The organism is Mesorhizobium sp. M1273, assembly GCF_040318195.1.
In the GTDB taxonomy this organism is placed as follows: Bacteria; Pseudomonadota; Alphaproteobacteria; order Rhizobiales; family Rhizobiaceae; genus Mesorhizobium.
The window spans coordinates 374,522-397,996 of record NZ_JAMYLV010000001.1; the positions used below are offsets into that span (position 1 = coordinate 374,522).

General features: G+C 63.6%; 22 protein-coding genes and 1 riboswitch. Of the genes, 9 read left to right on the forward strand and 13 right to left on the reverse strand.

Annotated features, from left to right (window positions below):
- The first annotated feature begins 79 nt into the window (after positions 1-79).
- The 8 genes from NKH30_RS01735 to dhaL all read left to right on the forward strand — a co-directional run bounded on the left by NKH30_RS01735 (position 80) and on the right by dhaL (position 8,230).
- The gene (locus NKH30_RS01735) at positions 80-964 is read left to right on the forward strand and encodes a helix-turn-helix domain-containing protein (protein WP_031211585.1); all 885 of its coding nucleotides are present in this window, start codon (positions 80-82) and stop codon (positions 962-964) included.
- Positions 965-1,094: 130 nt separating this feature from the next.
- Positions 1,095-1,754, forward strand: a complete 660-nt coding sequence (locus tag NKH30_RS01740) for a 2Fe-2S iron-sulfur cluster-binding protein (RefSeq protein ID WP_352681006.1) — start codon at positions 1,095-1,097, stop codon at positions 1,752-1,754.
- A gap of 3 nt (positions 1,755-1,757) precedes the next feature.
- Positions 1,758-2,741, forward strand: coding sequence for an FAD binding domain-containing protein (locus NKH30_RS01745; RefSeq protein ID WP_352993952.1), 984 nt, complete (start codon positions 1,758-1,760; stop codon positions 2,739-2,741).
- Between the two features lie 71 nt (positions 2,742-2,812).
- Positions 2,813-3,283, forward strand: a complete 471-nt coding sequence (locus tag NKH30_RS01750) for a nuclear transport factor 2 family protein (protein WP_352472276.1) — start codon at positions 2,813-2,815, stop codon at positions 3,281-3,283.
- 98 nt (positions 3,284-3,381) lie between these two features.
- On the forward strand, positions 3,382-5,691 hold the full coding sequence (locus tag NKH30_RS01755) for a xanthine dehydrogenase family protein molybdopterin-binding subunit (protein WP_352993954.1): 2,310 nt from the start codon (positions 3,382-3,384) through the stop codon (positions 5,689-5,691).
- Between the two features lie 116 nt (positions 5,692-5,807).
- Positions 5,808-5,954: riboswitch (FMN riboswitch) on the forward strand.
- Between the two features lie 77 nt (positions 5,955-6,031).
- Positions 6,032-6,505: a 6,7-dimethyl-8-ribityllumazine synthase gene (locus NKH30_RS01760; RefSeq protein WP_352681001.1), complete on the forward strand. Its 474-nt coding sequence runs from the start codon at positions 6,032-6,034 to the stop codon at positions 6,503-6,505.
- Between the two features lie 69 nt (positions 6,506-6,574).
- The gene (locus NKH30_RS01765) at positions 6,575-7,582 is read left to right on the forward strand and encodes a dihydroxyacetone kinase subunit DhaK (RefSeq protein WP_352768455.1); all 1,008 of its coding nucleotides are present in this window, start codon (positions 6,575-6,577) and stop codon (positions 7,580-7,582) included.
- A 9-nt stretch (positions 7,583-7,591) separates the two neighbouring features.
- A complete protein-coding gene (dhaL, locus tag NKH30_RS01770) occupies positions 7,592-8,230 on the forward strand; it encodes a dihydroxyacetone kinase subunit DhaL (RefSeq protein ID WP_352472272.1) in 639 nt (212 codons plus the stop codon).
- Here dhaL and derI read toward each other — a convergent pair.
- Genes derI through NKH30_RS01785 form a run of 3 tightly spaced genes read right to left on the reverse strand, consistent with a single transcriptional unit; the run spans position 8,227 to position 10,230 of the window.
- Complete coding sequence (gene derI, locus NKH30_RS01775) at positions 8,227-8,670, reverse strand: D-erythrulose-4-phosphate isomerase (RefSeq protein ID WP_023676015.1); 444 nt, start codon at positions 8,668-8,670, stop codon at positions 8,227-8,229. The genes dhaL and derI overlap by 4 nt on opposite strands.
- A gap of 26 nt (positions 8,671-8,696) precedes the next feature.
- A complete protein-coding gene (locus NKH30_RS01780; RefSeq protein ID WP_352993958.1) occupies positions 8,697-9,455 on the reverse strand; it encodes a triose-phosphate isomerase in 759 nt (252 codons plus the stop codon).
- A 10-nt stretch (positions 9,456-9,465) separates the two neighbouring features.
- Positions 9,466-10,230: a DeoR/GlpR family DNA-binding transcription regulator gene (locus NKH30_RS01785; RefSeq protein ID WP_023676017.1), complete on the reverse strand. Its 765-nt coding sequence runs from the start codon at positions 10,228-10,230 to the stop codon at positions 9,466-9,468.
- 255 nt (positions 10,231-10,485) lie between these two features.
- Here NKH30_RS01785 and fba point away from each other — a divergent pair, with 255 nt between their 5' ends.
- Positions 10,486-11,550: a class II fructose-bisphosphate aldolase gene (gene fba / locus NKH30_RS01790; protein WP_352472270.1), complete on the forward strand. Its 1,065-nt coding sequence runs from the start codon at positions 10,486-10,488 to the stop codon at positions 11,548-11,550.
- A 47-nt stretch (positions 11,551-11,597) separates the two neighbouring features.
- Here fba and NKH30_RS01795 read toward each other — a convergent pair whose 3' ends face one another.
- The 10 genes from NKH30_RS01795 to NKH30_RS01840 form a co-directional block, all read right to left on the reverse strand.
- Positions 11,598-12,536, reverse strand: coding sequence for a sugar phosphate isomerase/epimerase family protein (locus NKH30_RS01795; RefSeq protein WP_352472317.1), 939 nt, complete (start codon positions 12,534-12,536; stop codon positions 11,598-11,600).
- Positions 12,536-14,053: a glycerol-3-phosphate dehydrogenase gene (locus NKH30_RS01800; RefSeq protein WP_352542233.1), complete on the reverse strand. Its 1,518-nt coding sequence runs from the start codon at positions 14,051-14,053 to the stop codon at positions 12,536-12,538. The genes NKH30_RS01795 and NKH30_RS01800 overlap by 1 nt, the downstream gene beginning before the upstream one ends.
- A 19-nt stretch (positions 14,054-14,072) precedes the next feature.
- Positions 14,073-15,113: a 2-hydroxyacid dehydrogenase gene (locus NKH30_RS01805; RefSeq protein ID WP_352612246.1), complete on the reverse strand. Its 1,041-nt coding sequence runs from the start codon at positions 15,111-15,113 to the stop codon at positions 14,073-14,075.
- Between the two features lie 7 nt (positions 15,114-15,120).
- A complete protein-coding gene (locus NKH30_RS01810; RefSeq protein ID WP_352993961.1) occupies positions 15,121-16,683 on the reverse strand; it encodes an FGGY-family carbohydrate kinase in 1,563 nt (520 codons plus the stop codon).
- Positions 16,683-17,807, reverse strand: a complete 1,125-nt coding sequence (locus tag NKH30_RS01815) for an ABC transporter ATP-binding protein (protein ID WP_352680995.1) — start codon at positions 17,805-17,807, stop codon at positions 16,683-16,685. The genes NKH30_RS01810 and NKH30_RS01815 overlap by 1 nt, the downstream gene beginning before the upstream one ends.
- A complete protein-coding gene (locus NKH30_RS01820) occupies positions 17,804-18,922 on the reverse strand; it encodes an ABC transporter ATP-binding protein (RefSeq protein WP_352680993.1) in 1,119 nt (372 codons plus the stop codon). Before NKH30_RS01820 ends, NKH30_RS01815 begins: the two co-directional genes overlap by 4 nt.
- Before the next feature lie 4 nt (positions 18,923-18,926).
- Positions 18,927-19,784 (reverse strand): carbohydrate ABC transporter permease, encoded by an 858-nt coding sequence (locus NKH30_RS01825; RefSeq protein ID WP_023676025.1) that lies wholly within the window; start codon positions 19,782-19,784, stop codon positions 18,927-18,929.
- Positions 19,785-19,793: 9 nt separating this feature from the next.
- On the reverse strand, positions 19,794-20,717 hold the full coding sequence (locus tag NKH30_RS01830; RefSeq protein WP_352452414.1) for a carbohydrate ABC transporter permease: 924 nt from the start codon (positions 20,715-20,717) through the stop codon (positions 19,794-19,796).
- Positions 20,718-20,869: 152 nt separating this feature from the next.
- Complete coding sequence (locus NKH30_RS01835) at positions 20,870-22,315, reverse strand: ABC transporter substrate-binding protein (protein ID WP_352472259.1); 1,446 nt, start codon at positions 22,313-22,315, stop codon at positions 20,870-20,872.
- Between the two features lie 44 nt (positions 22,316-22,359).
- On the reverse strand, positions 22,360-23,334 hold the full coding sequence (locus NKH30_RS01840) for a sugar-binding transcriptional regulator (RefSeq protein WP_023676028.1): 975 nt from the start codon (positions 23,332-23,334) through the stop codon (positions 22,360-22,362).
- Positions 23,335-23,475 lie beyond the last annotated feature (141 nt).

The following is a 23,475-nucleotide window of genomic DNA, read 5'->3' on the forward strand; positions in this document are numbered from 1 at the left end:
ATGCGTAGCGGCGGGGCGGCGCCCAACGCTCGAAGCCGGGCTGCCCACGGCTCGGCGAGTGAACCAGCGGGATACCGCGATGTCATTCAGACCGTTGCTTGGTGACGGACGGGTTCGGAGCCAGGACGAGAAGTCGGAGCCCCTGCAAACCGCGTCATGGGTCAGCTCCTCGATCGTCTTCGACAACCGGCGGTGGGCGTGCCGGGAGGCGGAGCTCCGCTGGACAGCCCCTCATCATCTGATCGTGCTGACCGAAGAAGGCGGCACGTCCCATACATCCATCCGGCACGAGGCACGATCCCTTTACGACGGAATGGACCGTCCCGGAGCCCTCACCTTCGTCCCGGCAGGCGCGGAACGACAGGGCTTCTATCGCGATGTAAACCTCTCCTATTCAGCCCTGTGGATCGATCCCGATATCGGGCTTCCCGGATGCGAACGCCTGAGGAACCTGCCTATACTGGTAAACAAGAAAGACGCGGTCGTCGCCACGCTCTTGAGTTCGCTTCGTGACGAGATGGCACTCGGCCACAAGCCAGACACTGCCTATGTCGAGCATCTGGTCGCCCTCGTCAGTCTCCGCGTGGCCAACCTGAGCCGGGAGCAACCGCGGTTTGTACGTCACGGCTGTCTCAGCCGCCGGGCACTTGGTCGCGTTCGGGATTACATCGATGCGCATATGAATTCCGACATTTCGCTAAGTGAGCTGGCAGCCGCCGCGGGCATGGCCGTCGACAGTTTTGCGCGTCGCTTCAAGGCGACGACCGGCCTTGCACCCTACGCCTATGTGATCGAGGAACGGGTGCGGCGAGCGGAGGCGCTACTGCGCGAAACGGGTTTGTCGATCGGTGTCATTGCCTTTCGGCTCGGCTTCTCAAGCCAGAGCCACTTCACCACGACCTTCCGACGTCTGAGGGGCATGACGCCTCGTGCCTATCGGGTGAATTCTTCTCCAGAATCCTGATAGTGCCGCCGGTTTCTTGAAAGAAAGCCGCCGCCCGCACTCCCACCTCCAGTGTCGTTGGGTGACAGAACCCGAGGGTTCGCTCGGGTCAAGTTGCCGTCTGCGCCTCATTGCGGCTGGGAGATCATGCATGGCCAAAACGGACAACAGGAGCGGGCCGACGCGTCGGATGGTATTGGAAGGCGGTGTTGCGACCGGGGTGCTGCTGGCTACCGGACTACCGGTTGACGCCGAGCCGGCCGAGACCGTCACGGCGGCTGCATCGTCCTCGCCGCTACCGACGATGACGATGTCGTTACGGATCAACGCGAAGGATCTTGCCGTCGAGCTCGACCCGCGGACGACGCTGCTCGACGCGCTGCGCAACCATGTCGGCCTCACCGGCTCGAAGAAGGGCTGCGACCACGGCCAGTGCGGCGCATGCACGGTGCTCGTCGATGGGCGCCGGATCAATTCCTGCCTGACGCTTGCCGCAATGCATGAAGGCGACGAGATCACCACGGTCGAGGGCCTTGCCGAGGGTGACCGGCTGCATCCGGTCCAGGCCGCCTTCGTCGCCCGCGACGGTTTCCAGTGCGGCTACTGTACGCCAGGCCAGATCTGCTCGGCGGTTGGCATGCTGGGCGAGGCGCGGGCCGGCTGGCCAAGCCATGCGAGCGCCGACGTGGCAGCGGCTTCCGTCGCTCTCACCGATGCCGAGATCCGCGAGCGGATGAGCGGCAACATCTGCCGTTGCGCCGCCTATCCGAACATTGTCGCTGCAATCCGCGACGCGGCAGAGGAGGCATGAGCAATGCAGTCCTTCACTTATGAACGTGCGGCGAGTGCTGAGCAGGCGGCGGCCGCGGTTGCGGCCCGGCCGGACGCCAAGTTCATCAGCGGCGGCACCAACCTGCTCGACCTGATGAAGCTCGAGATCGAGCGCCCAGCGCATCTCGTCGACATCAGCCGGCTGCCGCTTGATCGGATCGAGGAGACGGCGGAAGGCGGACTTCGGATCGGTGCCCAGGTCCGCAATAGCGATCTTGCCGCCGACCCGCGGGTAAGGTCGCGCTATCCGATGCTCACGCAAGCGCTGCTGGCGGGAGCGTCCGGACAGATACGCAACAAGGCCTCGACCAGCGGCAATCTCCTGCAGCGCACGCGCTGTCCCTATTTCTACGACCGCAACATGCCCTGCAACAAGCGCCAGCCGGGTTCGGGCTGCGCGGCACTTCAGGGCTTCAATCGCATGCACGCCGTACTCGGCGCGAGCGAAGCCTGCATTGCGGTCCATCCCTCCGACATGGCGGTCGCCATGTCCGGGCTCGACGCCAGGATTGAGACCGTCTCGCCCGGCGGCGAGACCCGCACGATCCCGATCGGCGATTTCCATCGGTTGCCCGAGGCGACGCCCCAGGTGGAGACCGTGCTCGGCCACGGCGAAATAGTCGTCGCGGTTGCCCTGCCGCCGCCGCCACCCGGCCGACAGGTTTACCGCAAGGTGCGCGACCGTGCCTACGCCTTCGCGCTGGTGTCGGTGGCAGCAATCGTCGAGAAAAGCGGCGACCGTATCCGAAGCACTCGGATCGCCATGGGCGGCGTGGCAGCCAAGCCATGGCGCGCGACGGAGGCGGAGCGGACGCTCGCAGGAGCGGCGGCATCCGACGGCGCCTTTAGCGACGCCGCCGAAGCCGCGCTCGCCGGAGCCGTCGGGCATGGCGGCAATGATTTCAAGATCCCGCTGGCGAAACGGACGATGCGGCACACGCTCGCTGCTGCCGCCGAGAGTGCATGAGGTGATGCGATGACAGAGACGACGACCCCGAATCGCGGTTCCCAGATGCAGGCGCCGAGCAGGAGATCGATATGAAACTCACGCGACGCGCCGTTGCCGCCGCGGGTGGCGGCCTTCTCGTCTCTGCCGCCACAGCCTGGGGCGCCACATCCGATCCGGGAGCTCGTCACGGCCTCGAGGCCGCCGTAGACGCCTTCTTTGCCGGCTGGGCCTCTGGCGACTGGACGGCATTCCTTGACTGTTGCGATGAGACGATGACCTTCCAATTCCCTGTCGGCGAGCAACGAGGCCGACACGGACCGCCAGAGGGCAAACGGGCACTCGCAGCCTGGACCGCCGCGCACCAAGCGCTGGGGAACAGGATCACCAAATCGACCGTCGATCTCAAGCTCTTCGCCGCCGACTGGGTCATCGTCTGCGATCGCGGGAGCGGGACAATCGGTGGCGCGCCCTACACTGGCCTGCATGCGATCTTCATGCGAGCCGGCCCAACAGGGAGGCTGGTCGAGTTTCGCGAGTATTTCGGCGAGATCGCCGCGTGAGCTCCGGCCGCCGCGCGACGAACATAAAGGTGCGAGGAAGCGGCGTCGTCGCGGCCTCGATGTTTCCGAACTCCAGATGAAAAATCTTTAGGTGACTTATGAACGAGACCATACCCGGACTGCCCGGCTCCGCCACCCATTCAAGGGTGAAACCTCGTGCCGATGCTGGCATCATCGGGCGGCCGATCGACCGCATCGACGGTCCGCTCAAAGTGACGGGCGGCGCCACATACGCTTACGAGAATAAGCTGGATGGTACAGCCTATGGCTACATTCTCGGCGCCTCCGTCGCCAAGGGCCGCATCGCCGAGATCGACACGACCGAAGCCGAACGGGCGCCGGCAGTGTTGCTCGTCATGACGCACCGGAATGCGCCGGCCCAGCCGGATTTCGGCCCAACGGTCACGCCAACGGTGCCGGAGGTCTTCACGCGCCCCCGGCCCGCGCTCAACAGCGATCGGGTACGGTATTACGACGAGCCGGTCGCGCTGGTCGTTGCGGAGACGTTCGAGGCTGCACGCGCTGCTGCGGGCCTCATCAGAGTACGCTACGACGAGGAGCCAGGCCTCTACGATCTACCGGGACATATCGCCGACGCCTACGCGCCAAGGCGGACCAATGCCGGCTTCGAGACCGACAGCGTGGTCGGCGACTTCGAGCGCGCCTTTGCGACGGCGCCGATCAAGATCGATTCCACTTACGGGACCCCCTTCGAACATCACAATCCGATGGAGCCGCATGCGACGCATGCTGCCTGGTCAGGCAACGAGCTGACGATCCGTACATCGGCGCAGACCCTCGCGAACTTCCGGGCCGGGGTCGCCAGCACGCTTCGCATCCCGCTCGAGCGAGTGCGCATCGTCAGCCCCTTCATTGGCGGAGGCTTCGGCTCCAAGCTGATTGCCCATGCCGACACGATCCTGGCCGCACTTGCAGCGCAGGTGCTGCAGCGCCCCGTGAAGATCGCGCTGACGCGACAACAGATGTTCGCCAATGCCGGTCATCGCGCAGAGATGGTCCAACAGGTACGTCTCGGCGCGGACACTGACGGGCGGCTCACCGGGATCGCGCACGATGTCTGGTCGGCAACGTCCAGCTTCGAGGAGTACTGCGAACAAACGGCAGTTTTTGCGCGCTCGCTCTACGCGGCGCCGAACCGTCTCACCCGCCATCGCCTGGTTCCGCTGGACATCAACCGCGGCGAATGGATGCGCTCGCCCGGCGAAGCGCCCGGCATGCTGGCTTTCGAATGCGCCATGGATGAGCTCGCCGAGCGCGCCGGTCTGGACCCGATCGAACTCAGGATCCGCAACGAACCGGCACAGGATCCCGAGCGCGGCGTGCCGTTCTCCACCCGCAATCTCGTCGCCTGCATGGAGGAAGGCGCCCGCCGTTTCGGCTGGGAGCGGAGAAACCCGACACCGGGCCGAACTCGGGAGGGCCGCAAGCTTATCGGCCACGGCATGGCGGCGGCGATCCGTCCGAACTATATCGGCGCGGCGACGGCGCGGGTTGCGATCGACCGGGACGGTCGGGTGACGGCGCGGCTCGACATGACCGATATTGGGACCGGCACCTATACGATCCTGACTCAGATTGCCGCCGAGAGCCTCGGCCTGCCGATCTCGTCCGTCAAGGTGGAGCTCGGCGACAGCCGCTTCCCGCGTACCGCCGGCTCCGGCGGATCCTGGGGCGCAGCAAGCGCGGGTTCGGCCTTGCATGATGCGTGCAACATCCTCAAGAAACAGATCCTGGAGGCGGCGCAGTCGAACGAAGCCTCGCCGTTGCGCGGCGCGAACGCCACCGAGGCAAGCTTTGCCGACGGCGAGGTCAGGGTCGGCCAGCGATCGGCGAGCCTGGCCGATCTTATCCGAGGGATCTCTCCCGACGGGCTCGAAGCCGAAGGCTCCGTAGCCGCGGGCGCCACCACCCAGTCATACAAGACCTATTCGCAGCATTCCTATGGCGCGCATTTCGCAGAGGTCGCTGTCGATTGCGATACCGGTGAAATCCGCATGCGCCGGATGCTGGCTGTGATCGGCGCGGGCCGTATCCTCAACGCCAAGACCGCGCGCTCGCAAATCATCGGCGGCATGACCTGGGGGATCGGTGCAGCGCTGATGGAGCAGACGGTGCTCGACCCGCGCTACGGCCACTTCGTCAATCACGATCTTGCCGAGTATCATGTGCCGGTCAATGGCGATGTCCCCGATATGGAGGTCGCCTTCCTCGAGGAAGACGACGACAAGGCCAACCCGCTTGGCGCAAAGGGTCTCGGCGAGCTCGGCGTGTGCGGTGCGGGGGCTGCTGTCGCCAACGCCGTTTACAACGCGGCCGGCGTGCGAGTGCGTGAATTTCCCATCACCTTGGACAAGGTGCTGCCTGCCTTATCTGTGATCGCCATTTGACGCTCTCCTCCCTCGCCCTCAACGGTGACCAGGTCGAAACGGATCGCTATTTCTGCGCCATCGATGACGATGCCGGTGGTTGACAGCGCTTTCCGGTCCTTCCATACAAACGCCGTCAATGTTCTCAGGGCGGGGCGAAAGTCCCCACCGGCGGTAAGGGTCTCGGCCCAAGCCCGCGAGCGCTTTCCGGTTAGCCGGAGGGGTCAGCAGATCCGGTGTGATTCCGGAGCCGACGGTCACAGTCCGGATGGAAGAGAACGAAATGGAAGACGGTCCGCTTTCGCGGTTCGGACTCCATATCGTGCGTCCTGATTCTGGTTCGAAACGGAAGGATGGACCCATGAATCAGCATTCCCACAACGACTATGAAACGATCCGCGTTGCCGTCATTCGCGCGCGTTGGCATGCCGATATCGTCGACCAATGCGTTGAAGCATTCGAGGCGGAACTGGCGGTTCTCGGAGAGAAACGCGTTGCCGTCGATGTCTTCGATGTGCCTGGCGCTTATGAGATTCCCCTGCATGCAAAGACGCTTGCCGTGACCGGCCGCTATGCCGCTATCCTCGGCGCCGCGTTCGTCGTCAATGGCGGCATCTACCGGCACGAGTTTGTTGCAAGCGCGGTCATCGACGGCATGATGAATGTGCAATTGTCGACTGGCGTGCCGGTGCTTTCGGCGGTGCTGACGCCGCACAACTACCATGACAGCGCGGACCATCACCGCTTCTTCTTCGAGCATTTCAAGGTCAAGGGCAAAGAGGCGGCCAGTGCCTGCGTGCGACTGCTGGCGGCACGCGAACACATCGCGGCGTGAAACCTCCACCGCCGGGTGGAAATCCCGGTAAGGCGCTGTAGTATCTCACGAAAACCAGGGAGGATGCCGGTGCAGACCAAGAAGATCATCAATGACGGTAACCGCTCCGTCGACGAGATGCTGGAGGGCATCCTGGCCGCGCATCCGCGCCATCTCAGAAGCGCGGACGGCAGTCCGCGCGCCATTATCGCCCGCGACGGACCGCGCCCAGGCAAGGTCGGTCTCGTCATCGGTGGCGGCTCGGGCCACGAGCCGACCTTCCTCGGCTTCGTCGGCAAGGGGCTGGCCGACGCCGCCGCGATCGGCAATGTCTTCGCCTCGCCGCCGCCGGACCCGATCCTCGAATGCGCCAAGGCGGCCAGCGGTGGCGCCGGCGTGCTGTTCATGTACGGCAACTATGCCGGCGACGTGATGAACTTCGACATGGCCGCCGAAATGGCGGCAATGGACGACATCGAGGTGCGCACCGTGCTGACCACCGACGATGTCGCCTCGGCGCCGCGCGACCAGAGGCAGAAGCGGCGCGGCGTCGCCGGCAATTTCTTCATCTTCAAGGCCGCCGGTGCCGCATGCGACCAGATGCTGTCATTCGATGAATGCGAGCGTATCGCCAGGAAGGCCAACGATCACACCTTCACCATGGGCGTGGCGCTGTCGCCCTGCTCGCTGCCGCAGACCCGCCGGCCCAATTTCGAGATCGGACCGGACGAGATGGAGATCGGCATGGGCATCCATGGCGAGCCAGGCATCGCGCGCGGAAAGTTGAAAACGGCCGACGAGATCACCGACGAAATGCTGGACAAGGTCCTCGACGAGATGGCGCCGGCGCGCGGCGATAAGGTCGCCGTTCTGGTCAATTCGCTCGGCTCAACGCCGTTGATGGAGCTCTACATCATGAACCGACGCGTCAAGCAGAGGCTGGATGACGTCGGTATTTCCGTCCACGCGACCTGGGTCGGCAATTACTGCACCTCGCTCGAAATGGCTGGCGCCTCGGTGACGCTGATGCATCTCGACGGCGAGTTGCAGGCGATGCTCGACCATCCTTGCGACTGCGCCATGTTCCGCGCCGGCTGAGAAAGCATCATGACCTCGATCGATTCAGTCGGCTTGAAAAGAATGTTCGATGAGATCGCGGCGGCGATCGACGCCGACAAGGACAGGCTCTGCCAACTCGACGGCGTCATCGGCGACGCCGACCATGGCATCGCCATGGCACTAGGCTTCACAGCTGCGCGCGATGCACTAGCACAACTCGACCTCGCGGCGACCGAGCCGACGGCGCTGCTCAACACTGCGGCGAAATCCTTCCTCAACGCGGTCGGCGCCTCGTCAGGCCCGCTCTATGCGACCGCCTTCATGCGCGGTGCCGCCGCCGTCAAAGGCAAGGCAATTCTGGAGGACGCTGACACCATCGCCATGCTCCGGGCGATGGCGCAAGGCATCCAGGATCGCGGCAAGGCCGAGCTCGGCGAAAAGACCATGGTCGACGCCTGGCTGCCGGCTGCGCAAGCAGCGGGTGCCGCGCAGGAAGCCGGCAAGAGCCTGTCCGAGAGCCTGGAGGCTGCACTTGCAGCGGCCGAACGAGGTGCCGAGGCGACCAAGGACATGATCGCCGCCAAGGGCCGCTCATCGCGGCTCGGCGAGCGCTCGCTCGGGCATATGGACCCCGGCGCCGCATCGGCCGTGACGATTATCAGAGCGATGTGGAACAGTCTGGCTTAACCCCGCTTCGCCGCGTCGAGCCTGTCGATCGCCTGGACATTGCCGGCCGACGGTCCCTTCTCATCGAATTCCGATGCAAGCCATGCATCGACGATCGACTTGGCCAGTTCCGGGCCGATGACGCGGGCGCCCATGGTGATGATCTGGGCGTTGTTGGATTTTGCCGCGCGCTCGGCCGAATAGGTGTCGTGGGTGAGTGCGGCGCGAATGCCGGGCACCTTGTTGGCGGATATGGATACGCCGATGCCGGTGCCGCAAAACAGGATGCCGCGATCGTTTTCGCCGTCCAGGATGGTCTGCGCGAGCTTCTGTGACAGGTCGGCATAGTAGCCCGACTGGCTGAGGTCGCTAACCGTGAGGCCAGGCTTGGTAGCGAGGTGAGCGGCAATGACGTCGAGCAGCGGCTTGCCGGCGCTATCAGCTCCAATGGCAATTTTCATGTTCCGTTTCCTTCCTGTTTGGTGATTCAGATCGCCGCCGAGGCGCGCTTGAGGATGTCGATATAGCCGTCCGCCTGCCAGGCCGAGCGGCCGATGAACAAGCCGTCGATGTTGGGCTGGCCGACCAGTTCGGCGGCATTTTGCGGATTGACGCTGCCGCCATAAAGCACCGGCGGCACCACCGGCAGCAGGTCGCGTGCGATTTTCTTGATTAGCGCCTGCTGCGTGTCGGCATAGTCCGAACTGGCCGGCACGCCCTTGTCGCCGATCGCCCAGACGGGCTCATAGGCAAACAGGATCGTCGCCGCCTTCGCCGCGCCTTCGAGAAACTGCAGCGCGCCGTGCACCTGCAAGGCCAGCACCGCAGCGGCCTGCCCGCTGTCGCGTTGAGCCAGGGTCTCGCCGACGCAGATGAGTGGCACGAGACCGTGCTTCACCGCCGCCGCAGTCTTCAGACCGACGGCGTTGTCGGTCTCGCCGAAATGCTCGCGCCGTTCGCTGTGGCCGAGCTCGACCATGTCGAGGCCGCAGTCTTTCAGCATGACCGGCGAGATCTCGCCGGTCCAGGCGCCGGCGTCGGCCCAATGCATGTTCTGCGCGCCGACCTTGATGCGCGTCGGCGACAGCGCTTTCTTGACCTCGCGGATCGCCGTGAAGGGCGGGATGACGAAAGGCTGGATGCGCTCGTCGAAACCGGGGACGAACTCCGCCAGCGCCTCGGCGAAAGCCATCGCCTCGGCGAGCGTCTTGTTCATTTTCCAGCTGGTGCCGACCCAATAAACCATACGTGCCCTCCTATTCTGCGATCACTGTCAGCGAAACGCCGGCACCATCCAGCGCGGCGCGCATCTGCGGCTGCGGCTCGCGGCCGGTGAAGACCGTGTCAAAGGCCTTGAGATCTGTCAGGAAGTGCAAGGCAGTGCGGCCGAATTTCCCATGATCGACCAGCAGATATTTGCGCGCTGCTGCGGCCATCATCAGCCGTTTGGTCTGGACCACTTCCTGATCCTGGTGAAAGGCAGAGGCACCATGGATGGCCGATGACGACAGGAACGCGACATCGGCGCGCAATGATTTCAGCGTGTCCTCGGCGAGCAGGCCGAAGAAGCCGTGAAACTTCTTGTTGTATTGGCCGCCGAGCGCAATCAGGTTGATGCCGGCAACGCCCGCCAAATCCTGGATGACGGCCAGATTGTTCGAGATCACCGTCAGCGGACGCAGATCGGCAAGATGCCGAGCAACGCCGCCCGCGGTTGAGCCATCGTCGATGATCACCGTCTGACCCGGTTCGATCATCGTCACGGCAGCGGCGGCGATGCGCTTCTTCTCGTCGCCGGCCAGCCGCTGGCGGTAGCGGAAATCGCTCTCGAAAAGGCTGCTCGGCTGGATCGAGGCGCCGCCGCGCACCTTGCGCAGGAAGCCGCTTTCCTCGAGCTCGTCGAGGTCGCGGTGGACAGTCATCTTTGACACGCCGAAGCGTGAGGCAAGATCGTCGACACTGGCGGTGCCGATGTCCATCAGAAAATCCATGATGCCTTGCCGGCGGCCGTCGCTCTTCATTTCCGCGGCATCCTTGTGCAATCCGGTTCCGAGATATAACAGCAAACGTCGCACAAGCCACCAAATTTTTGTGATAATGTTATATCTCTTTGGGATATCATGACGCTTCTGGTCGCGTCCTGTAACAAGAATTGCTGCCGGCCGAGCGCCCAGCGGTTGCGGTGCCGCGGAAATCCGGCCAGAAGCATCAGGGGCTCGTCGACAACCGAACGGCCCGCAAACACTGGCTCGAAACCGGATACGGGAGACTACTGAGTGGCTCGCATCACACTGAGACAATTGCTCGATCATGCCGCCGAATACGGCTATGGCGTGCCTGCCTTCAACATGAACAATATGGAACAGGGCCTCGCCATCATGGAGGCAGCCGAGGAGACCAAATCGCCGGTTATCCTGCAGGCGAGCCGCGGCGCGCGAGCCTACGCCAATGATGTGGTGCTGGCCAAGCTGATCGACGCGCTGGTCGAAATCCATCCCGATATCCCGGTCTGCATGCATCTCGACCATGGCAACAACGAAGCGACCTGCGTCACCGCGATCCAGCACGGCTTCACTTCGGTGATGATGGACGGATCGCTGAAGGAAGACGGCAAGACGCCGGCCGACTACGCCTATAATTCCGGCATCACCCACCGCGTCGTCGACATGGCGCATTGGGGCGGCGTCTCGGTGGAAGGCGAGATCGGCGTTCTCGGATCGCTGGAGATGGGCGGCGGCGAGCAGGAGGACGGCCATGGCGTCGAGGGCGTCATCAGCCACGACCAGCTGCTGACCGATCCCGTGCAGGCCGAACAGTTCGTGCGCGACACCCGTGTCGATGCGCTGGCAGTCGCCATGGGCACCAGCCACGGCGCCTACAAGTTCAGCCGCAAGCCGGACGGCGCTGTACTGGCCATGAACGTCATCGAGGAAATCCACCGCCGTCTGCCGAGTATGCATCTCGTCATGCACGGCTCGTCCTCGGTGCCGGAGGAGTTGCAGGAGATCATCAACAAATATGGCGGCCAGATGAAGCCGACATGGGGCGTGCCGGTCGAAGAGATCCAGCGCGGCATCAAGCACGGGGTGCGCAAGATCAATATCGATACCGACAACCGCATGGCGCTGACCGGCGCAATCCGCAAGGTGCTGACCGAGAACCCGAGCGAATTCGATCCGCGCAAATATCTGACGCCGGCAATGGCCGCGATGCGGAAGCTGTGCAAGGAGCGCTTCGAGCAATTCGGCACCGCCGGCAACGCACCGAAGATCAAGCCGCTGCCGCTGTCGGAAATGGCCAAGCGCTACAAGTCCGGAAGCCTCGATCCGAAATTTGGCTGACGTATTCCGGCTCTGAGCAGGAGCTGCCTCAGCTCCTGCTCATCCGATCATGCTCGCGGCAAGAGATCGGCCCTGCCGGTCTCGATAAAGGGTGCCCAGTAGTCGACCGACTCGCGGATCATGGCGATGACCTGGTGGTCGACGGGCTCGCGCTCGCGGAACGACAATTCGAGGCAGATCTCGTTGTCGACGCCGCCGCCACGGCGAACCGTCTCCAGCAGCTTTTCCGGCGTGATGCGGCCGTCCTTGTTGTGAGCGGCAATGAACGGCCAGTGACCACCCTTGTTCATCGACGACTGCTTGACGTGGATGATCGGCGATTGCCTGGGAAAGGCTTCGGCCCAGGCATAAGGGTCGGTGTCCGCCGGATTGCTCGAGGTCACGTCGCCATGGTCGATGTCGACCATCATCTTGAACGGGACGGCCATGCCGGCCGCTTCGATCTCGCGCTGCAGTGCCCGGCAGCTTTCGATCGTATGGCCGAATTCGCGGCCGACCGACATCGGCTCCCAGAACAGGTAGGTCAAGCCGGCTGCTTTGGCATGCTCGGCGACCTCGCGCCAGCATTCCAGCGCGATGTCGAAAAGCCGCGCGCGACGTTCAGGATTGTCGTAATCCCGGTGAGTGAAGATCGCGAATTGCGTGCCCATGCCTGCGGCGCCGAGCTCGGCCGAAACTTCTGAAAAGGTCTTGAACCAGTCGACGTAGTAGCGCCGCACGTCGGCATCGGGATGGCCGAAATGATTGAGCCGGCCGTAAGGGCCGGTCATCGCGGAGGTCACGCGCACCCCGGTGCGGTCGAGCGCGGAGCGGAACAGGCGGACGAATTTGGCGATCGTCGCCGCCGGCCAGCCGGGATTGACGAATTCATGGGTGAGTTGGACGTCCCTGATACCGATCTGATAGGCGATCGCGTCGATCAGGTCGTCCGGCTCCGCAAAGCGGTTGACCAGCGGATTGGTGTTGAGCGAAAGCGTAAAGGCCATCAGCCGGCCTTTGCCAGCCGGCTCGAGCACCAGTCCTCGAAGGCGGTTCTTTCCGCGGCGGACAGATGCAGGCCGTGCTTGGTGCGCCTTTCGAGAATATCGGCGGCGGTCTCGGCCCATTCATGCTCGAACAGGTAATTGGCTTCGCGCTCGAAAAAATCCTTGCCGAAGCGCCGGCCCAGTTCGGCGAGCGAGGTGGCCGCGCCGACCAGATCGCGCGTCCTTGTGCCGAAGAGCCTGCCGTAATGCTTGACCAGCGATGCCGGCATCCAGGGAAATTCATGGCCGAGGTCGCCGAGGAACTGCTCGAAATCGGCATTGGCGATATCGCCGCCCGGCAGGTGCCCTTTCGAGGTCCACGGCTTGCCCATTTTCGGAAAGAACGGGGCGATACGGTCGAGCGCGTGCTCGGCCAATTTGCGGAAGGTGGTGATCTTGCCGCCGAAGACCGAAAGCAGCGGCGCCTGCCCAGCCGGTGCGTCGAGTTCGAATATGTAATCGCGGGTCACCGCGCTCGGATTGTCGGCATTGTCGTCATAGAGCGGCCTGACGCCGGAAAACGAGTAGACGACGTCGCTTCGTGCGAGCTGGCGCTTGAAGTAGCGATTGACTGCCTTGATCAGGTAATCGATCTCGCTCGCATCGGCGGTCACGTCCTCCGGCCGCCCTTCATAGGGAATGTCAGTGGTGCCGATCAGCGCCAGATCGTCCTGATAGGGATTGATGAAGATCACCCGCTTGTCGCTGTTCTGAACGAGATAGGCCTGCCGCCCTTCCCAGAATTTCGGCACAACGATGTGGCTGCCCTTGACCAGGCGCACGTTGCGCCTGGAATTCTGGCCGCCGACGCGGTTGATGACGTCGTTGACCCAGGGTCCGGCGGCGTTGATCAGCGCCCGTGCCCGGACTGTGGTCCTGACGCCGGTTCGACCGTCGCGCATCTCCACCGACCACAGGCCGTTTTCGCGGCGGGCAGCGGTGCAGGCAGTGCGGGTGAATATCCTGGCCCCACGCTCCGCGGCGTCGAGCGCATTGATGACGACCAGGCGGGCGTCGTCGACCCAGCAGTCGGAATATTCGAAGCCGCGCTTGAAGCTGTCCTTGATCGGCGCGCCTTCTGGCGCGGTGCGCAGGTCGAGCGTGCGGGTGGCCGGCAGTCGCTTGCGGCCGCCAAGATGGTCGTAGAGGAACAGGCCGAGCCGCACCAGCCAGGCCGGCCGATCATCGGGGCTGTGTGGCAGCACGAAGCGCATCGGCCAGATGATGTGCGGCGCGGATTCGAGCAGCACCTCGCGCTCGATCAGCGCCTCCCGCACCAGGCGGAACTCGTAATATTCGAGATAGCGCAAACCGCCATGAACGAGCTTTCCCGATCGCGAACTGGTGCCCTCGGCAAGATCGTCCTTTTCGCAAAGAATGACCGACAGACCCCGGCCCGCCGCATCGCGCGCGATTCCGGCGCCATTGACACCGCCGCCGATGACGAAGAGGTCGACGATTTCGGTTTCACCGTTCATCTCGCTCTATGCCCTGTCGTCAGCATGGATTGACCGGAGGCAGCCCGGCGATGTAGCGGCGCACTTCCTCGGCCGCCTGCTCGGCCGCGTAGGTCACGGTGCGTACCGACGCGCCGGCGATATGCGGCGTCAGCGTCACGTTCGGCAGTTGCAACAGCGGCCAGTCGGCAGGCACCGGCTCGATGGCGAACGTCTCCAGCATAGCGCTGCCGATCTGCCCCGAGACGAGCGCATCGTAGAGCGCATCGTAGTCGACCAGCGGTCCGCGCGCGGTATTGACGAAGATTACGCCGGGTTTCATCCGGGCGATGGCGTTCTTGCCGATCAGGCCGCGCGTCTCCTCGGTGACCCGGGAATGCAGCGTGACCACATCGGAGCGCGACAGCAGATCGTCCAGCGCAACCAGTTCGACGCCGGCATTGCGGTCCTCGGCGCTCAATTGCACATAGGGATCGCAAACCAAGATGCGGCAGCCGAAGGCGCGCAGCAGGCGAACCAGCCTGGTGCCGATATTGCCGTAGCCGATGACGCCGACGGTCATTTCGTTGAGCTCGCGGCCGGTGCGATCGGCGCGGTAGAGATCGCCGCGCCATTCGCCCTTGCGCAAGGCTTCGTGACCGACGCGGATCAGCCGCGTTTCAGCGAGAATGGCGCCGATGGTGAACTCGGCCACGGCGCTGGCGTTGCGGCCGGGCACATTGACCACGGTGATGCCGTGGGCCTTGGCGGCGGCCATGTCGATGTTGATCGGTCCGCCGCGCGAGACCGCAACCAGCTTGAGCGTGGGCAGGCGCTGCATCATGCTTTCGGAGAGCGGCGCAAGCTGGGTGACGAAGATTTCGGCGTCGCCGATGAAATCCACCACCTCGTCGGGATCGCCGAAATACTCCTTGACCTTGTCCAGACCAAGCGCGGCATTGCCGAATTGCATCGGCTCGTCGGGCCAAGCGGTCTCAATGCTGCGGATGTCGAGATTGTCGCCGCAGGCCGCCTCGATTTTCTCGCGAAACACTTCCGGAAGCATGAAGCGGTCGCCGATGATCGCAATTTTCTTGGGCATGCTCTTCTCAATTCACGTCGGTTTGCCTGGACGCGGCCATCGAGCGCCAGACCGGCCGCAGCGCCTCATGCGCCAATGTGTAGGACGGAGCCATCGCCTCATAGGCAGCGGCAAGTTTCCGATCGCTGGGTTCGGCCGTACGGAGCAAAGGCGTGACCCATTCGCTGACGCAATCGTCCATCGATGCGTATTGGCCGACGCAGACCGCAGCAATCATTGCGGCGCCCGCAGCACCGGCCTCCTCGCGCTCGCTGGTGCGAATGTCGGCGCCGACCGCAGCACCCAGGATCTTGCGCAGAGCCGGGCTCCTGGCCGCTCCGCCGGTCAGGCGGATTTCCTTGGGCAGGGGGCCCATGGCGGCGTAGCAATCGCGTGCCGCGAAAGCCAGCCCCTCGAACACCGCGCGGACTATGTCGGCATAGCCGTGCCTGGACGAAATGCCGATGAAGCCGGCCCTGGCATTGGCATCGACGAACGGCCCGCGCTCGCCGGCCTCCGAGACATAGGGCTGGTAGAGCAGCGAGCCTGGCTCGGACGACGATATCCACTGGTCGACCAGCGCGATCATCTCACCATTGGTCCGCGTAATACCTTGCGAGGCGAGAATGCCGGAGGCGAGGCCAAGGACCCAGTCGATATTGAGCGTTGCCGCCATGTTCGACTGCATCTGCGCAAAGACGCCGGGTGCCGGCATCGTCATCGTGTAGCCGGTTGCAGCCTCGTTGAGCAGAACCTCGTCCGGCGTTTCGGCAAGCCGCATATGCATTCCGGTGGAGCCGATGATCGAGCATCCCGGCTTGCGTTCGCGATCGAACAGGCCGGCGCCGAGCGCCGTGCAGGCGACATCGACATAGGCCAGAACGACCGGTGTGCCGGCGAGCAGGCCGGTCGCATCGGCTGCTGCCGCCGACAGCGAGGTGCTTTGCCTGGTGCCATCGACGATGGGCGGCAACAGATGCCGGAGATCGGTGACGCCGAGTACCTCGAGCACATCATCGCAATAGCCGCGCGTGCGGAAGTCGCCGAAGGTGAAGGTGCCCTCGGACGGGTCGGTGGCGCGGTGGCCGGTCAACTTGAAATAGAGCCAGTCCTTGCAGTGGAACGCCGTCGCTGCATTGGCAAGCATCGCGGGCATGTGGCGCTTCATGAACGCGAACTGCGATCCCTGCTGGCAGGCAGCGAGCCCGCTGCCGGTCTTTTCGAAGCGCAGCCGGTCCTCCGGCCGCGCGCGGATCTCCTCGACGACCGCGGCAGCGCGCGCGTCGAGCCACAGCCAGCCCTTGGCAACCGGCTCGCCATCCTTGTCGATCAGCCAGGTACCGTCGCCCTGCCCGGTCACGGCGATGGCAATGGTCCGGCTGGCGAGATCCGGCACCTTGTCGGCAAGCTCGCACAAGGTCGTCGCGGTATCGGCCCAGGTGCGTGTCAGGTCCTGCTCGGCGCCGCCGCCCGGCAGTGTCTCGTATTTATTGGGCAGCGCGGCGGACGCGATCTGCCTGCCCGCCGTGTCAAAGGCGACGGATTTTATGACAGACGTGCCGGCGTCGATGCCGATCAGCACATCCTGCATCAAGCCAGCTCCGTGCCGTGCGAAATGGCATTGCCGCTCGCCTGATCGAAGACGTGAAGGTTTTTCGGATCGATGCTGATCTTGATCGGCGCGCCAAGCTCCAAGCGGGTTCGGTCATGTTCGACCAGGACCAGCGAACCGCCGGCGAAATCGGCGGCGATATGGGTCTGGTCGCCGAGCCATTGATTGGCCGAAACCGTCGCCGGCACACCATCCTTCGAGCGGCGGACCGCATAGGGCCTGACGCCGATGACGACGCGCTGCCGGTTGAGCAATTCGTCGCGAACCGGGCCGCTGAACGCATCCTTGTCGTAGTCGAGCGAAAGCCCGTCGGGCAGCTTGAGACTGATCTTGCCGGCGGCCGTGCCGACATAGGCCTCGAAGACATTCATCGGCGGCTCGCCAACGAAGGTGCCGGTGAACAGGTTTGCCGGCCGCTCCTTGAGCCTGTCAGGCGTATCGAACTGCTGCAGCACGCCGCCCTCCATGACGGCAATGCGGTCGGCAAGCGCGTTGGCCTCGGTCTGGTCGTGGGTGACCAGGATCGCGGTCAGGCCGCGCTCCTTGATGAAATGCTTGATGCGGCCGCGCAGCACGGCGCGAAGCTGCGGCTCGAGCTGGCCCATCGGCTCGTCCAGCAGATGCAGGTCGGCCTCGCGGATCAGCGCCCGGCCAAGGCTGGCGCGCTGCTGCTGGCCGCCGGAGATCGAGCTCGGATAGCGCTCGAGAATGTCCTCGATCTCGAGCAGCTTGGCGATGTTGGCAACCTTTGCATCGACTGCACTCTTCGCCAGCCTGGCGGCCTTGAGGGCGAAGGCCATGTTCTCGCGCACGGTCAGCGGCGGGTAGAGCGAATAGCCCTCGAAGGCCATTGCGACGTTGCGCCTGACCGGCGGCAGCATGTGCACTTTGCGGCCGGCAACCGCGATGGCGCCGCGCGAGACCTCTTCGAAGCCTGCGATCATGCGCAATGTCGAGGTCTTGCCGCAGCCGGAGGAGCCGAGCAGCGCCACGATCTCGCCCTTGACGATTTCCATCGTCAGGTTCTTGACGGCGTGTACGCCACGGTCAATCGGACCGTAGAACTTGTCGACGCCCGAAATGGTGATTGCGGTCGGGCTCATGCCGCTTCTCCGCTGCGCAAATTGACGACGTTTTTCGAGCCGATGCGCTCGCCGCTTGTGCGATCGAACAAAAGGGCGCTTTTACTGTCGACGGCAATGTAGACCTTGCCCTCGGATTGGCCCGGTGTCCCGGAAGGACGCGAAACCAGGATTTCACGGCCGCGCACGGTGCGCACCAGCGTGACGATCTTCTCGTTGAGCGGCGTCTCAGCCTCGACCGTCACCGGGATGGCGCCGAGCGTGCGTTCATCGACAAACGCCAGCGCCTCCGGCCGCAAACCGATCACGCAGTCGCGGCCGACCGCCGTCTCATGAGCGCCGGCAAGATGGACCTGGACGTTGGACAGGCCGACATAGATGCCCTTGGCGTCCCGCGCCGGCTTGACGTCCAGAAGGTTGATGGTCGGGTCGCCGAACAGCCGGGCAATCTCGACATTGGCCGGCTCGCGATAGATCTGCTCGGGCGTGCCGAGCTGTTTGACGACGCCCTGCGACATCACCGCGATGCGGTCGCCGAGCGCCATCGCTTCCTTGTAGTCCTGGGTGACGTAGATGACGGTCGCGCCACGATCCGCCAGCAGTCTTGGCAGTTCCAGCCGCATTTCGAAGCGCAATTTGGCATCGACGTTGCGCAAGGGATCATCGAGCAGCAGCACCGGCGGCGAGCCGACCAGGGCGCGGGCAAGCGCGGTGCGTTGCTTCTGGCCATTGGACAGCGCCCGCGGCTTGTGGCTGAGCACATGGCCGATTTTCAACAGCTTGGCGACGCTCTCGACGCCGGTCTTTATCGTGCCTTGCGATGAGTGCTTCGCCTGCAGCGGCGTCGCAATGTTATCGAACGCCGTCATATGCGGGAACAGCGCGAAGTTCTGAAATGCCATGCCGACGCCGCGGAACTCGGCGTCGAGATCGGTCATGTCCTCGCCGCCGATGAGTATCTTTCCCTCGTCGGGGTCGATGACGCCGGCCACCAGCCGCAGCAGAACGGTCTTGCCGGCGCCGGACGGCCCGAACAGGACCAGCGTTTCGCCGTCGGCGACGGTCAGCGACAGATTGTCGAGAACAGTCTGGCTTTTATAGCGCTTGACGATGTTTCGCAGTTCGAGGCTTGCCATCGGACTATCCTTTCACTGCGCCAAGCGACAGGCCTTCGACGAGATAGCGTTGCGCATAGAGCGCGAGCGCCAGCGTTGGCGTGATCGACAGCACGATCGCCGCCGAGATCTGGCCATACTGGATGCCCGAGGAGGTGATGAAGGCGAGCGCGCCGACCGTCACCGGCTGCTTGTCGGCCGAGGCGAGCACCAGCGCAAAAACGAAATTGTTCCAGGCAAAGATGAAGGCGAGCAGACCGGCAGCGGCAATGCCTGGGCCGGCGAGCGGCAGCGCGATCTTGCGGAAGGTGGCAAACCAGGAATGTCCGGCAATGCGGTAGGCGTATTCGATGTCGGCGGGAATGTCCTCGAAATAGCCGCGCACGATCCACAGGATCAACGGCAGGCAGATCAGCTGATAGACCCAGATCAGCCCGATATAGGTGTTGGCCAGCCCGAGCTTCTGGAAATAGAGGGTGAGCGGCAGGAGCACCAGCAGCGCCGGCGCGAACCGGAACGACAGCAGCGTAAAGGCAATGTCCTCCGAGCCGCGGAATTTGTGCCGCGCAAAGGCGTAGGCCGCCGGAACGCCGAGCAGCAACGCGACGGCAACCGACGTGACCGACAGGAAGACGGAATTCCAGAGGTTGCGCATGAAGGCGATGTCGAGCGTGCCGGCCGCCGTCATCAGCTTGCCGGTGATCAAGGCAGTGTAGTTGGCGAGCGTCGGCTCGAAGACAAGCTGCGGCGGAATCCGCAGGATTGTCTCGTTGGTCTGGAACGACATCATCAGGATCCAGACGATCGGGAACATGAAGAAGATCACGACCAGCGCCAGGGCAATGCCGCGCAGGATGCGTTCGAGAAGCGAGGTGTGTTCCACGCCAGCCTCCTATGCCTGGCCGCGGGCGCGTTCGCGCAGCCGCAGCCAGTTCTTGATGAAAATGTTCGAGAGGAAATAGGTGATCGCCCACAGGATGATCATCAGTGCCGCCGAGCGGCCGACATTGGTCGACTGGAAGAAATTGAGATAGGCCTCGACCTGGAACACGGTCAGCGTGTCGCCCGGACCGCCCTGCGTCATGGCGTAGATGATGTCGAACTGCTGGATGGAATCAAGCAGGCGGAACAGGGTCGCCGTCAGGATGTAGGGGGTCAGCATCGGCAGTGTGATGCGGAAGAAGACGAAGCTGCGTGGCACGCCGTCGAGTGCTGCCGCCTCGAAGGGCTGCGTCGGCAGGCTGCGCAGGCCTGCAAGCAGCAGGATCATGATGAAGGGGGTGTAGACCCAAATGTCGACGAGCACGACGGTGAGCAGCGCCGTCGACGGAGACGAGGCCCAGCGGAAATCCTGCAACCCGATCAGGCTGGCGAGATAGCTGAGCACGCCGAAACCGGGATTGGTCATCAGCTTCCACATCAGCGCGGCGAGCGCCGGCGCCGTCATCAGCGGCATCAGCAGCATGATCGAGATGAAGTTGTTCAGCGTCGAGCGCTTTTGCAGCAGCATGGCGATGCCGAGACCGAGAAGCAGTTCAAGCACAACGGTGATGCCGGCGTAGAGCAGCGAGATCTCCAGGGTGTTCCAGAACTTCGGGTCGGTGAAGAAGGAGATATAGTTGTCGCCCCAGTTGAACTGCCGCGCCCAGGGTTGGCTCAACCGGTAGCGCTGGAATGAATAGACCACCGACGTCAGGAACGGGATCAGGATGCCGATGCAGACCAGCAGAGCCGGCAGGCTGAGGAGATAGGGCAGCACCCGCTTGCTGATCCTGAAGCCCGACGGCCTGTTTCTTTGTATTGTCGCCGCAGTCATCGGCTGCTCCGTCATCCTGTTGCTTCGCCGTCCCGGCCGCCCAAGGGAGCAAGGCGGCCGGTCGGGCGAGCAGGCGGCACCTTTCGGGACCGCGTCGCAAACGTATCACATCTCAAAGGCTGGCCCGCGGACGGGCCAGCCTTGGCCGCGGCTTAGCCGAGCCCGGCTTCCTTGAGCTGGCTGTTGATGCTCTCGGCCAGCTTGTCGAGGCCCTCGTCGACCGGCACTTCCTTGGCCACCATCTTCTGCAGCGTCGCCGCCCATTCGGTGGTGAGATCAAAGAACAGCGGCTGCGGGGTGAACTTGATGCTGGCGCCCGGCGCCGAGACGTCGAACATCTCGACATAACCCGGATAGCTCTTGTTCAGCTTCTCGCGGAACATCTCGTCGTTCCAGACCGACTGACGAACCGGATTGACGAAGTCCATCTTGGTCGCACCGAACAATGCATGCTCGGGTCCGGATGCCCATTGCATGAAGTACCAGGTGGCGTCCTTGTCCTTGGAGAAGTTGGACATCGACAGCGACCAGATCCAGATATTGGGCGTCGGCGCCTTGGCGGCAGGATTGGCCTTGAATGCCGAAAAGGCGAGCTTGCCGGCCATCTTGTTGTCGCCGCCATTCATGAAGTAGCCAAGGATGTCGGCGTCGTAAATCATCGCCGAAGCACCTGCACCGAGATCGGTGCCGACCTGGTACCAGGTGTAGGTCGACCAGTCCTTCGGGCCGCTCTCCTGGATCATCTGGACCCACTGCTTGTGGAAAGCCTTGGATTCGGCGGTGTTCATCGCGGCCGACAGCTTGCCGTCAGCCGAGACGTTCAGGTCCTTCTGGTCGAAATTGGCGTAGGCCGACAGGAAGCCCGGGTGGATCGTTGCCCAGGAGCGCGAGCCGCGCACGCCGATGCCGTAGACGCCACCGCCGACGTCCTTGGTGAGCTTCGCCGCCGTAGCGACCATCTCATCCATATTGCCGGGAACGCTGACGCCGACCTTGTCGAACATGCCCTTGTTGTAGGTGATGTTGTTCTGTTCGAAGCCCCACGGAATGCACCATTGCTTGGCGTCTTCCGAACCGAGCGCGCCGCCCGGCTGGCCGTTCCAGGCGCAGGAATTCTTGACGCCCGGCAGGAAGTCGTCCCAGGCATATTTCGGGTTGGTCTTGGCCGGATCCTTGATCCATTCGTTGAGGTCGGTGATCCAGCCGGCCGGGCCGTAGGTCCAGGTCATGTAGGCGCCGGTCATGAAGGCATCGTATTCGGGCGAGCTGGCCGACAGCGCGGCGGTAACCTTGTCGAAATAGACGTCTTCGGGGAACACGTCATAGACGACTTCCATGCCGGTCAGCTTCTTGAAATTGTCGAGGTTGGCGATCATCGCATCGGCGTAAGGATGCTTGTTGAGCAACAGCTTGATGGTTTTGCCCTTATGCGCCTGCCAGTCGAAATCAGCCGCCAGGGCGCGGGTCTGCCCGAAATTGAGCAGTGTGCCGGCGGTGCTGGCGGCAAGGCCCATTGCACCGAGGCCCTTGATCAGCCCACGGCGGTCGACTTGTCCACGCAGGAATGCGTCGATGAGGTCTTTCTCTTTCTCATGCATTTCTCTTCTCCTCCACAGGGTAGTTTCAACGAAATGGTTGCCGGCTACCCGACCGGCGTCTGTTCCACGAGCGATCGCGCCGTCCGCTCGTCGGTTATCAAGCCTTTGAGATAACGGCCCTCCAGCACTGACTTGATGGCGCGAACCTTCACCTTGCCGCCGGCGACGGCGACAATCCTGCGGTTGCTGATGTCTTCGCGCGCCAGTGCCAGCGCCCGGTCGGAAAGCGTCGTCGCAACGGCCTTTCCGGCATCGTCGAAGAAATGGCCGAGCAGTTCGCCGACACCGCCGTTGCGGCGGATCTCCTCCATCTCGCCCTTCTCGATCATGCCGGTGGCGACAAGCGAGGCCTCACGTTCGGCGGTGCCGATGCCGGCGATGAGCAAGTCGGCGGACTTGGCGAGGTCGAAGACATCGCTGACGCCTTTCTGCCCGAGCAATACTGTTCGATCCTCGACCGTGTTGGCGAACATCGGTACGGGCATCACATAGGCCTCCGCGCCGGTGCGTTCGGCGACACGGTGGATGACGTCATGCGGATTGGCGGAGAACTTGCGCGTCAGGCCGCCAAGCAGCGAAACGAAACGGATCCTGCCCGCCGATATGCGCGGCAGATATTCGACGCAGGCGGCAAGCGTGCGGCCGTGGCCGACGCCGATCAGCGCCTCTTCGCCGCGTTCGATCTCGCGCTTGAGAAACTGCGCGCCGGCAATGCCGAGCGCCTTGAGCGGCAGGTCTTCGGCATCGAAGTCCGGAACCACCTCGCAGTAGTCGAGGCCGTAGCGGCCGGACAACTCATCCTCAAGCTCCACGCATTCTGAGACTTCGCCGTCGATGTAGACTTTGACCAGGCCTTCCTGATTGGCCTTGGTGATCAGGCGATGCGCCTTGAGACTGGTCAGGCCGAGCCGCTTGGCGACCTCCGACTGGGTCAGGCCGCCGGCATAGTGAAGCCAGGCGGCACGGGCGGCCATCCCGGTCTCATCGTCGCGCAGCAGGCCGTTGCCAAAACCAACCATTTCCGCCCTTTGATATTTTTATCAGTTGCTGCAAAATTTTTCACAAGGCGTCGCCCGAGTCAAGCAACCGCTGCGTTTAAATCTCCGGCCAGGAGCTTGCCGGCCGGGGCCGAATTGGGCCGCGCTAACCAACGGGCAAGA

Bases quoted from the DNA above. Each gene is read 5' to 3' on its own strand.
- NKH30_RS01755 (WP_352993954.1), top strand. From the start codon at position 3,382: ATGAACGAGACCATACCCGGACTGCCCGGCTCCGCCACCCATTCAAGG.
- derI (WP_023676015.1), bottom strand. From the start codon at position 8,670: ATGAAAATTGCCATTGGAGCTGATAGCGCCGGCAAGCCGCTGCTCGAC.
- NKH30_RS01805 (WP_352612246.1), bottom strand. From the start codon at position 15,113: ATGCCCAAGAAAATTGCGATCATCGGCGACCGCTTCATGCTTCCGGAA.
- NKH30_RS01750 (WP_352472276.1), top strand. From the start codon at position 2,813: ATGAAACTCACGCGACGCGCCGTTGCCGCCGCGGGTGGCGGCCTTCTC.
- NKH30_RS01760 (WP_352681001.1), top strand. From the start codon at position 6,032: ATGAATCAGCATTCCCACAACGACTATGAAACGATCCGCGTTGCCGTC.
- NKH30_RS01830 (WP_352452414.1), bottom strand. From the start codon at position 20,717: ATGACTGCGGCGACAATACAAAGAAACAGGCCGTCGGGCTTCAGGATC.
- NKH30_RS01740 (WP_352681006.1), top strand. From the start codon at position 1,095: ATGGCCAAAACGGACAACAGGAGCGGGCCGACGCGTCGGATGGTATTG.
- NKH30_RS01810 (WP_352993961.1), bottom strand. From the start codon at position 16,683: ATGCAGGATGTGCTGATCGGCATCGACGCCGGCACGTCTGTCATAAAA.
- NKH30_RS01735 (WP_031211585.1), top strand. From the start codon at position 80: ATGTCATTCAGACCGTTGCTTGGTGACGGACGGGTTCGGAGCCAGGAC.
- NKH30_RS01835 (WP_352472259.1), bottom strand. From the start codon at position 22,315: ATGCATGAGAAAGAGAAAGACCTCATCGACGCATTCCTGCGTGGACAA.
- NKH30_RS01840 (WP_023676028.1), bottom strand. From the start codon at position 23,334: ATGGTTGGTTTTGGCAACGGCCTGCTGCGCGACGATGAGACCGGGATG.
- NKH30_RS01800 (WP_352542233.1), bottom strand. From the start codon at position 14,053: ATGAACGGTGAAACCGAAATCGTCGACCTCTTCGTCATCGGCGGCGGT.
- NKH30_RS01815 (WP_352680995.1), bottom strand. From the start codon at position 17,807: ATGAGCCCGACCGCAATCACCATTTCGGGCGTCGACAAGTTCTACGGT.
- NKH30_RS01745 (WP_352993952.1), top strand. From the start codon at position 1,758: ATGCAGTCCTTCACTTATGAACGTGCGGCGAGTGCTGAGCAGGCGGCG.
- NKH30_RS01785 (WP_023676017.1), bottom strand. From the start codon at position 10,230: ATGAAGAGCGACGGCCGCCGGCAAGGCATCATGGATTTTCTGATGGAC.
- dhaL (WP_352472272.1), top strand. From the start codon at position 7,592: ATGACCTCGATCGATTCAGTCGGCTTGAAAAGAATGTTCGATGAGATC.
- NKH30_RS01780 (WP_352993958.1), bottom strand. From the start codon at position 9,455: ATGGTTTATTGGGTCGGCACCAGCTGGAAAATGAACAAGACGCTCGCC.
- NKH30_RS01820 (WP_352680993.1), bottom strand. From the start codon at position 18,922: ATGGCAAGCCTCGAACTGCGAAACATCGTCAAGCGCTATAAAAGCCAG.
- NKH30_RS01795 (WP_352472317.1), bottom strand. From the start codon at position 12,536: ATGGCCTTTACGCTTTCGCTCAACACCAATCCGCTGGTCAACCGCTTT.